9 protein-coding genes are annotated in these 9,868 nt (G+C 61.1%); 5 read left to right on the top strand and 4 right to left on the bottom strand.

Annotated features, from left to right (window positions below; translation table 11 throughout):
- Window positions 1-423: 423 nt before the first annotated feature.
- Window positions 424-1,704, top strand: coding sequence for a DUF3748 domain-containing protein (locus ADK28_RS11330; protein ID WP_033639094.1), 1,281 nt, complete (start codon window positions 424-426; stop codon window positions 1,702-1,704).
- Window positions 1,705-1,734: 30 nt separating this feature from the next.
- Here ADK28_RS11330 and ADK28_RS11335 read toward each other — a convergent pair whose 3' ends face one another.
- Window positions 1,735-2,082 carry a YceK/YidQ family lipoprotein gene (locus tag ADK28_RS11335; RefSeq protein WP_033631396.1) on the bottom strand — a complete coding sequence of 116 codons (348 nt, stop codon included), beginning with the start codon at window positions 2,080-2,082 and terminating at the stop codon, window positions 1,735-1,737.
- 310 nt (window positions 2,083-2,392) lie between these two features.
- Between ADK28_RS11335 and ibpA the strand changes: the two genes are divergently transcribed.
- The 3 genes from ibpA (at window position 2,393) to ADK28_RS11350 (ending at window position 5,171) form a co-directional block, all read left to right on the top strand.
- The gene (gene ibpA, locus ADK28_RS11340) at window positions 2,393-2,806 is read left to right on the top strand and encodes a small heat shock chaperone IbpA (RefSeq protein ID WP_004933919.1); all 414 of its coding nucleotides are present in this window, start codon (window positions 2,393-2,395) and stop codon (window positions 2,804-2,806) included.
- A gap of 107 nt (window positions 2,807-2,913) precedes the next feature.
- Window positions 2,914-3,342 (top strand): small heat shock chaperone IbpB, encoded by a 429-nt coding sequence (gene ibpB, locus ADK28_RS11345; protein WP_004933922.1) that lies wholly within the window; start codon window positions 2,914-2,916, stop codon window positions 3,340-3,342.
- 170 nt (window positions 3,343-3,512) lie between these two features.
- On the top strand, window positions 3,513-5,171 hold the full coding sequence (locus ADK28_RS11350) for a putative transporter (RefSeq protein WP_016929592.1): 1,659 nt from the start codon (window positions 3,513-3,515) through the stop codon (window positions 5,169-5,171).
- 42 nt (window positions 5,172-5,213) lie between these two features.
- Here the strand turns inward: ADK28_RS11350 and ADK28_RS11355 are convergent, their stop codons facing one another.
- Window positions 5,214-6,467: a valine--pyruvate transaminase gene (locus tag ADK28_RS11355; RefSeq protein ID WP_015376153.1), complete on the bottom strand. Its 1,254-nt coding sequence runs from the start codon at window positions 6,465-6,467 to the stop codon at window positions 5,214-5,216.
- A gap of 135 nt (window positions 6,468-6,602) precedes the next feature.
- Window positions 6,603-8,666 (bottom strand): alpha-amylase, encoded by a 2,064-nt coding sequence (locus tag ADK28_RS11360; protein WP_048795692.1) that lies wholly within the window; start codon window positions 8,664-8,666, stop codon window positions 6,603-6,605.
- Between the two features lie 195 nt (window positions 8,667-8,861).
- Here ADK28_RS11360 and ADK28_RS32480 point away from each other — a divergent pair, with 195 nt between their 5' ends.
- Complete coding sequence (locus ADK28_RS32480; protein ID WP_019455508.1) at window positions 8,862-9,014, top strand: hypothetical protein; 153 nt, start codon at window positions 8,862-8,864, stop codon at window positions 9,012-9,014.
- Window position 9,015: 1 nt separating this feature from the next.
- On the opposite strand, the gene ghrB is transcribed toward ADK28_RS32480, so the two are convergent.
- The coding region (gene ghrB, locus ADK28_RS11365; RefSeq protein ID WP_048795693.1) for a glyoxylate/hydroxypyruvate reductase GhrB at window positions 9,016-9,868 on the bottom strand (853 nt) is incomplete at its 5' end.

A 9,868-nucleotide genomic window follows, 5' to 3' on the forward strand; every position in this document is an offset into this window, starting at 1 on the left:
CCGCAGCCCGACCCTCGGGCACACCGATCAGAAAACGGCAACGGTCGGAAGGAACATTGCGTTTTCGGTGAAAATAATCATAAACCGGTCGTCTAGCGGCACGATTTTTTATTTATTTGCGTTAAGTAAGGCGCCGCCGCTGCCTTATTCTTATAAGGAAGATGAGAATGAAAAAATAGCGTTTTCATCACCCACCCTATTACATTGGCGCCGTTGAGTTTCGCCGGCAGGAATACAATCGCCTAGTCGGCCGCTTATTTCCTGCCGACGCCGTCGATCGGCTTAAATGATAAGACGCTGAAAAATAATTGCGTGATTTCGAACCGAAAAATTCCTCCCGCCTCACCCTCACAGGCCATATGAAACGCTGCGGGCGATCCGGTAAGATGACGGCTCAGTGCCAGCATGTGCAGGAGAGCCGCCATGAGCCATCGGGAAAAACAACTGACTTTCGACCCTCGTGGGCATCAGTTAACCAATATCAACGTCTGGACGCCGGACAGCCAATGGCTGGCTTATGACGTGCGTCCGCACGGCGCCTCTTTCACCGGCCTCAGCATCGAGCGTGTCAACGTCGCCAGCGGCGCGGTGGAGGTGATTTATCGCGCCCAGCACGGCGCCCACGTCGGCGTGGTCACGGTCAGCCCCGATGCGCCGGCGCGCTATGCCTTTATTCACGGACCTGAGCACCCGGACAGCGCCTGGCAGTATGATTTTCACCATCGCCGCGGGGTGATCGTCAGCGAACCGGATCGCGAGTTGGCCATCACCCTCGACGCGCTGGATATCACCGCGCCCTATACGCCCGGCGCGCTGCGCGGCGGCAGCCATGTGCACGTTTTCAGTCCGGACGGCAGCCGCCTCAGCTTTACCTACAACGATCACGTGATGCATGAACGCGATCCGGCGCGCGATCTGCGCAACGTCGGCGTGGCCGTGCCGCTGCACGGGGTTAACCCGCCAAAACAGCACCCGCGCGAGTACGACGGCAGCCACTATTGCGTGTTGGTCAGCGAGACGGTGCCGCAGCCACGGCCGGGCAGCGATCAGATTAATCGCGCTTACGAAGAAGGCTGGATCGGCCGCGAAGGCTACCGTAAGGCCGACGGCAGCCGGCAGCGCTGGGCGCTGGCATTTATCGGCGATACGTTGTCCGCCGCCGGAGAGAAGCTGTCTGAGGTGTTTATCGTCGATCTGCCGGAGAACGACGTCGACTACGCCCGGGCGGGCGCTCTGCCGCTGCAGGGGACGGAAAGCGAGCTGCCGGCGCCGCCGCTTGGCGTCAGGCAGCGGCGGGTAACCTTTACCGGGGATCGCCGTTTTCCTGGCGTGGCTGGTGCGCCGCGCCACTGGCTGCGCAGTTCGCCGGACGGCAGCCAGATAGCTTTTCTGATGAAGGACGACGGCGGCGTGGTGCAGCTGTGGACGGTGTCGCCTAATGGTGGCGAGCCGCGCCAGGTGAGCCGCAGCGAGCATGACATCCAGTCGGCGTTCAGCTGGCACCCGCAGGGCGGGACGATAGCCTTGGTGTGCGACAACAGCGTGATGCTGTGCGAGGTGGCCAGCGGCCGCCTGCAGCGATTGACGCCGCGCAGCGTGCAGCCGCCGTCGGGGGATGCCGTGGTGTTTTCGCCGGATGGCAAGAAAGTGGCGTTTATGCGCGAGATAGCGGGGTTCAACCAGATCTTTGTGGTTGAGGCGTAAGGCGGGCCTGATGACCCGCTGCGTGCGCGATTAGTGCGTGGCGGTGCTGTCGTCGCCCTGGCCGGGATTGCCGGTCGCCGCCAGATTCTGCTGCTCGCTGCGCAGGATACGCGCTTTTGGCGAGTCTGCGGTGGCATCGTTGCCGGAGCGCAGATAGTCGTAAGGCAGCAGCACGGTATCCATCACCGCGGAGAACGGCAGATCCAGCGCCACCAGCGGCATCATCGCCCAGCTGGTGTTGTCGTCCTTCAGCATGTCCACGCTGGCGCGGGTGCCGGGATAGTAACCCTGATTCGGGCCGGTATGGCTCATTACGCTGGAGCAACCGCTGGTCGCCAACAACATGCAGCCCGTCGCTATCGCTTTCATCGTCGTCATTAATCCATCCTGCAGGGTTGCTGTTCCCCTAAATTAAGCTGATTTATAACATCCTGTTGCTGCTTTAAAAGAAGCAAAATCCCGCTCTGTGGCGGCTCTCTCACTTTAGTGTAAGTGGTAAAAAAAACTTTTACCTTATTGATGCAAATTTTTTTTGATCCTCGCCTGTTGAATTGATGAAAGCAACCCCCATTTTATCATCAGAGCCGAATTGAGAATTCGCCGTAAGGGAATTCTGGCTTAATTAGCCTGTCCAGAGTGGAAGGCGTATTTATTTCAACCTCGCTGAAGTGCCTTAGGAGGCTGTTTTATGCGTAATTTTGATCTTTCCCCGCTATACCGTTCCGCCATTGGTTTCGATCGCCTGTTCAACGCGCTGGAGGCTGGCCAGAGTCAGGGAAACGGCGGTTATCCCCCTTATAATGTCGAACTGGTGGATGAAAATCATTATCGGATCGCCATCGCGGTAGCCGGGTTTGCCGAGCAGGAGCTGGAGATCACCACGCAGGATAATCTGCTGATCGTGCGCGGGGCGCACAACAATGAACCGGCAGAAAAAACCTATTTATACCAGGGCATCGCCGAGCGTAATTTCGAGCGTAAATTCCAGCTGGCCGAACATATTCAAATTAAAGGCGCCAAACTGGAGAATGGCCTGTTGTATATCGACATGCAACGCATCGTGCCGGAAACATTAAAACCGCGCCGCATCGAAATTAAATAAATTTCCGTTTCGCCGGCAGGTACGCTGCCGGTAAATATGAAGTCATGATTAGCCTGCCGTCAGGGGGCTGAATAAACACATCTCGCTTAATGAAAGGAGTTGTTCCTATGCGTAATTACGATTTATCCCCGCTTCTGCGTCAGTGGATTGGTTTTGATAAATTGGCCAGTTCAATGGGCGGCCAGGAACCTCAGGGGTTCCCGCCGTATAACATCGAGAAAAGCGATGACAATCACTACCGCATTTCTCTGGCGCTGGCCGGTTTCCGGCAAAGCGAACTGAATATCGAAGTGGAAGGGCCGCGGTTGACCGTCAGCGGTAAACCCACGCCGCCGGAAAAACAGGTTGAATACCTGCATCAAGGTCTGGTGTGCAAAGAGTTCCAGCTGACTTTCACCCTGGCGGAGCATCTGCAGGTGTCCGAAGCCAAATTTGAAAACGGTCTGCTGCACATTGATCTGGTGCGTCAGGTGCCGGAAGCCTTGCAGCCGCAGCGTATCGCCATCGGTGCGACGCCGGAGCTGGAAGCGAAATAACCGACTGAAAAGCGGTCATCATCATGCGAGGGAGATCCCAACGGATCTCCCTCGCTGCGTTATGTGGCGCGTGCCACAGTCCCCCCTTCTGCCCGATGCCATAATCCTTGTTAATTGTGTGTCTTTGGCCGCAAATCCCGTGTTCAACTTTTTTGGCAAGGATGTGACCTATGAGCGATATCGCCCTGACCGTCAGCATGTTGGCGTTGGCGGCCGTCATTGGGCTGTGGATGGGGAACTGGAAGTTGTATGGCGTCGGGCTGGGCATCGGCGGCGTGCTGTTCGGCGGTATCCTGGTTGGCCACTTTGCCCAGAGCGGGCAAATCAGCCTGAACGGGGACATGCTGCACTTTATCCAGGAGTTTGGCCTGATCCTGTTCGTCTACACCATCGGCATCCAGGTCGGCCCCGGTTTCTTCTCTTCGCTGCGCGTCTCCGGTCTGCGGCTCAACGCCTTCGCGGTGCTGCTGGTGGTGACCGGCGGCATAGTGGCGGCGGCGGTACACAAGCTGTTCGACGTGCCGCTGCCGATCATCCTCGGCGTGTTCTCCGGCGCGGTCACCAACACCCCGGCGCTGGGCGCCGGTCAACAAATCCTGACCGATCTCGGTTCCGATCCGGCGCTGGTGGACGGCATGGGGATGGGCTACGCCATGGCCTATCCGTTCGGCATATGCGGCATCCTGCTGGTGATGTGGCTGATCCGGCTGTTTTTCCGCATCAACATCGAGCGTGAGGCGCAGGCGTTTGAAAGCCGTCTGGGCAATCAGCGCGAGCTGCTGCACGCCATCAACGTGGCGGTGCGCAACCCCAATCTGCAGGGCATGGCGATCAAAAGCGTGCCGCTGCTCAACGGTGAAGCGATCGTCTGTTCGCGCCTCAAGCGCGGGGAGCTGCTGATGGTGCCGGCGCCGCACGAGCGGCTGGAGCTTGGCGACTACCTGCACCTGGTGGGCAAACGCGAAGATCTGGAGAACGCCCGGTTGGTGATCGGCGAAGAGGTGGATGCCTCGCTGTCGACGCGCGGCACTGCGCTACAGGTGGTGAGGGCGGTGGTGACCAACGAGCAGGTGCTGGGCAAGAAAATCCGCGATCTGAATCTGAAGCAAAAGTATGACGTGGTGATTTCACGCCTCAACCGCGCCGGCGTGGAGCTGGTGGCCGGCAGCAACGTGACGCTGCAGTTTGGCGACATTCTCAACCTGGTCGGCCGGCCGGAGGCCATCGATGCGGTGACGGCGATTGTCGGCAACGCCCAACAAAAACTGCAGCAGGTGCAGATGCTGCCGGTCTTTATCGGTATTGGTCTCGGGGTATTGCTCGGTTCCATTCCGCTGTTCGTGCCCGGCTTCCCGGCGGCATTGCGGCTGGGGCTGGCCGGCGGGCCGCTGGTGGCGGCGCTGATCCTGGGGCGCATCGGCAGCATCGGCAAGCTGTACTGGTTTATGCCGCCGAGCGCCAACCTGGCGCTGCGCGAACTGGGCATCGTGCTGTTTCTGGCGGTGGTCGGATTGAAGTCGGGCGGCAACTTCATCGATACGTTGCTGCACGGCGAGGGGCTGACGTGGGTCGGGTACGGCGCCTTGATCACCGCTATTCCGCTGCTGAGCGTCGGCATTCTGGCGCGCACGGTGGGCAAGATGAACTATCTGACGCTGTCCGGCATGCTGGCGGGATCGATGACCGATCCGCCGGCGCTGGCCTTCGCCAACGGTCTGCATCCCACCAGCGGCGCCGCCGCGCTGTCTTACGCCACCGTATATCCGTTGGCGATGTTCCTGCGCATCATGTCGCCGCAGCTGCTGGCGGTGCTGTTCTGGACGCTGTAATCCAAAAAAAGGGCGCCGTGGTGGCGCCCCGATGGGTTGAGCTCAGTTCGCTTCCTGATGCGCGCGTTCGATCTCTTCCGCCAGGATCGCCACGCCGCGCTCGATTTTCTCCGGATCGGGCACGTAGTTCATGCGCATGCACTGGTGAGTGTGCGGCCAGTCGTGCTCCAGCCCCGGGAAGAAGTAGTGGCCCGGCACCATCAGCACGCCGCGCTTTTTCAGGCGCTGATACAGCACTTCGGTGGTGATCGGCAGATCCTTGAACCACAGCCAGAGGAAGATAGCCCCTTCCGGTTTGTGGATCAGGCAGCGCTCCGGCGACAGGTAGCGGCGAATAATCTCGATGGTGTGCTCGACGCGCTGTTTGTAGAACGGGCGAATCACCTCGTTCGACAGGCGCAGCAGATCGCCGCGCGCGATCATTTCCGTCGCCATCGCCGGCCCCATGCTGCCCGGCGACAGGCTGATGATGCCGTTCATGTTGGTTAGCGCGGTGATCACCTTCTCGTCGGCGATCACGATGCCGCAGCGCGAGCCCGGCAGGCCGAGCTTGGACAGGCTCATGCACAGGATGGTGTTCGGGTTCCACAGCGGCGTGGCGTCGCTGAAGATGATGCCGGGGAACGGCACGCCGTAGGCGTTGTCGATCACCAGCGGAATATCACGCTGCTGCGCCAGCAGGTCGAGCTTCATCAGCTCTTCGTCGGTGATCACGTTGCCGGTCGGGTTGGTCGGCCGTGAAACGCAGATCATGCCGATGTCATCGCCGATGGTGAGATGTTCGAAATCGACGTGATACTTGAACTGGCCGTCCGGCAGCAGCTCGATGTTCGGTTTGGCGGAGACGAACAGCCCTTCGTCCAGCCCGGCGTCGGCATAGCCGATATATTCCGGCGCCAATGGGAACAGCACGCGGCGGCGCGAACCGTCGGCGTAGCGGCCGGCGAACAGGTTGAACAAGTAGAAAAACGCGCTTTGGCTGCCGTTAGTCAGTGCAATATTCTGTGGCGAAATCTCCCAGCCGAGCTCGTCGCGCAGCAGATTGGCCAGCGCTTTCAGCAGCGCGTCCTTGCCTTGCGGGCCGTCGTAGTTGCACAGCGCCTCGGTCAGTTTGCCCTGGTCGAGCATCTCCTGGCACAGCTGTTTGAAGTAGGCTTCCATCTCTGGGATCTGCGCCGGATTGCCGCCGCCGAGCATGATGGCACCGGGGGTGCGCAGGCCTTCGTTCAGGTCGTCCATCAAACGGGTAATGCCCGCATAACGGGTAAATTTTTCGCCGAAAAGTGAGAAAGTCATAGGTGCAGCAGTACTGTTTCTTAGCAGGTAATCACCCACCATACCGCCAGACAAATCCCGCTGCAATGCGGCCGACAAATCGGCCAATGGGCACAAACTTCGCTCATTGGCCGATTAGTAGCATATTACGCTGGATTATTGTGACCGTTCGCCGGCCCATACCACCATCACCTTATCGTCGCCGAGCCGACGGCTGAAAGCATAGTAGGCGGCGTGCGGCCACGGGGTTTGCACGCCGCCGCCGATCGCCGGGTGGCGAGCGCGGAACTGCCCCAACCGTTGCCAGTGGGCCAGCAGCGGGGCTTTTTCCCCCTGCAGCTCAGGCCAGTTCATGTCGGAGCGGGTGCCCTGCAGCGGATCGGAGCCGGTTGGGCCGAGAGGGCGGCCGCTTTCATCGCCGTAGTAAATCTGCACCGCGCCCGGCGCCAGCAACAGCAGGTTCGCCGCCCGCTGTTGGTGCACCTGCGAGCCTTTGGCGTCGCTGGCGAAGAACAGCCGGGTGTCGTGTGAAGAGAGGTAGCTCAGCACGTTGAAGTCCTGCAGCCGTTCGGCCATCTGCCGGTAGGTGGCGTCGATATCGGCGAAGCAGCCCAGCGCCTGCGACGCCTGGTCCTGGAAATCGAAGTTGATCATCGCGTCGAAACCGTTTTGGTAATAATCGCTTTTCATCACCCCGTGGCCCCAGGCCTCGCCGGTCATCCAAAACGGCGCATCATCCAGCGCCTGCTGCGGATGCTCCGCTTTCCACGCCGCCAATGCCGCCGTGGCGCGCTGTTTCAACAGCGCCAGCGTCGGTTTTTCCACGTGCTTGGCGGTATCGACGCGGAAACCGTCGATACCGTAATCGCGTACCCACTGGCTGAGCCAGATGGTCAGGTAATCGCGGGTGGCGGCGCCGGGCATGTCGCGCGCGGCGGTGTCGGGTTTGTGGCGGTAGAACAGCGGCAGGCCGCTGGCGCCGGGCGCTTCGGTTTTGATGTCCGGCAGGAAGGCCAGCGACATCGTCAAATCGTCATAGCCCGGCGCGTCATAGTCGCCGATGTCGGTGCGGATCCAATTTTTCCCCCACCATGGGCGCCAGCCCGCCTTGTCGCTGAAGTTGATGTAGTCGTTGAAGCTGTGCCAGTTTTGCCCTGGCCCGGGGCGCCAGTCGCTCCAGTTTTTCCCCAGGGTTTTCTCCACCTCCGCGCCTTGCAGATACAGCGAGCCGAAGTGGAACGTCTGCATATCCGCCAGCGTGGCGTAGCCGACGTGGTTCACCACCACGTCGAACAGAATGCGAATGCCGCGGCGATGCGCCTGCTCGACCAGCGTGCGCAGCTCCTGTTCGGTGCCCATGTTGGCGTCGAGGCGCGTCCAGTCCAGCGCGTAATAGCCGTGATAGGCGTAATGCGGGAAATCGCCTTGGGTGCCGCCGCCGACCCAGCCGTGGATCTGCTCCAGCGGCGAGCTGATCCACAAGGCGTTGACGCCGAGCTGCTGCAGATAATCCAGCTTCTGCGTCAGGCCGGCCAGATCGCCGCCGTGAAAGGTGCCTATTTCCTGCAGGCCGTCGCTGCGGCGCCCGTAGCTGTGGTCATTGGCCGGATTGCCGTTCTCAAAGCGATCGGTCAGCACGAAGTAGACCGTGGCGTTATGCCAACTGAACGCCGCCGGTTTCGCCGTGGCGGCGGATTCCAGCAGCAACAGGCCGCCGCTGGCGGCGGCGGGCTGCAGCGTGATTTTCCCCTGGCTTACCTGCGCCGTTTGACCGGAATAGAAATCGCGCAGCGTTTCGCCTTCGGCGAAGGTGGAGGCGACGTCGACCGTGACCGGCTTGCCGTCCCAGCGCGGGCAACTGCGCACGGCAACGGCGGCGCTTTCCGGCGCGCGGCTCAGGCTGAGCTGCAGCGTCGGCGTGCCGCTGCGCGTGTCGATGCGCACCTGATAGTCACCGGCGCGGAACTGCCGCCAGCTGACCGGCGGGTTGGCGCCGCAGGGCTGCAGCGACAGCGCCTGGTTAAGTTTTACCGCCTCGGCCGGCTGCCAGCAGTGGTTATCCTGATACAGGCGCAGCGGCAACTGGCCCTTGGGCAGCGCGGCCTGGCTGGCGAACAGCCCGGCGGCCGTTTCGTCGAAGGCCGGGAATCCCGGCAACGTCCAGCCGGCCAGCGCCGAAGGCGACAGCAGCATCAACAAGGGCAGGGGTAACAGTTTCATGGCTCTCCTTACGCGCGGCAGGAAGCGTTTTTTCCGCTGGGTAGCGCCAGTGTGGCAAACGGCGGAAAAATGGCCTCCTCCCTGAGAGGGTTTTTCGGGGAGGAGGAGAAGGGCGGAGCGTTTTCGGATTGATTCGGCTTGGCTTTGCGCGCGCGCTGCGGCAGATTAAACGATGAACATCAAAGGAGGTTAGCGATGACGGACAAAAACTGGCGAGAAGAGATCGTTCAGGCAATTCAGGATGCCGAATTGCAGCACTTCGCCGAAGAACATCAGCTGCAGGCGCTGTTCGCGCCGCAGCAGGAAGAGCAACACGGCCGGTTATCCGCAGACCACCGGCCGCGCTGAGTTATTTCCGCAACAGCTGCGGGTTGACGCAGTTTTCTTTCACCGTGCCGGTCAACGCGGCGATCAAATTATCCACCGCGCAGGCGGCCATGCCGTAGCGCGTTTCATGGGTGGCGGAACCGATGTGCGGCAACGCCACCACGTTCGGCATGCTGAGCAGCGGCGAATTGGCCGGCAGCGGCTCTTTCTCGAACACGTCCAACCCGGCGGCGTGGATCACGCCGTTTTGCAGCGCTTCGATCAGCGCTTGCTCATCCACCACCGGCCCGCGGCCGGCGTTGATCAGAATGCCGCTTTGCTTCATCTTCGCCAGCTGCTCGCGGCCGATCATGTGGAAGGTTTGTTCGGTCAGCGGCAGTGTGATGCAAACGAAATCCGATTCGGCCAACAGGGTATCCAGATCGCAGCGGCGCGCGTTGAAGCGCTGTTCCGCCTCTTCGTGCGTGCGGCGGGCGTTGTAGAGCACCGGCATGCCGAAGCCGAAGTGCGCGCGCTGCGCCAGCGCCAGGCCGATGCGCCCCATGCCGAGGATGCCGATGGTTTTGTGGTGCACGTCGACGCCGAACCAGTCCGGCCCGATGCTGCCGCGCCATTCGCCGGCCTTCACCCGCTCCGCCACTTCCACCACCCGGCGCGCGGTCGCCAGCACCAGGCTCATGATGGTGTCGGCGACGGTTTCGGTCAGCACCGTCGGGGTATGCATCAGCAGCACGTTATGGGCGTTGAGCGCCTCGACGTCGAAGTTGTCGTAGCCGACGGAAACGGTCGAGGCCGCGCGCAGTTTGGGCGCCTGCTGCAGGAAGGCTTCGTCAATTTTACCGCCGGAACCGATGATCCCTTCGGCCTGCTGCAGC

Origin of the sequence: Serratia sp. 506_PEND, assembly GCF_001076875.1 — a bacterium.
GTDB lineage: Bacteria > Pseudomonadota > Gammaproteobacteria > Enterobacterales > Enterobacteriaceae > Serratia > Serratia marcescens.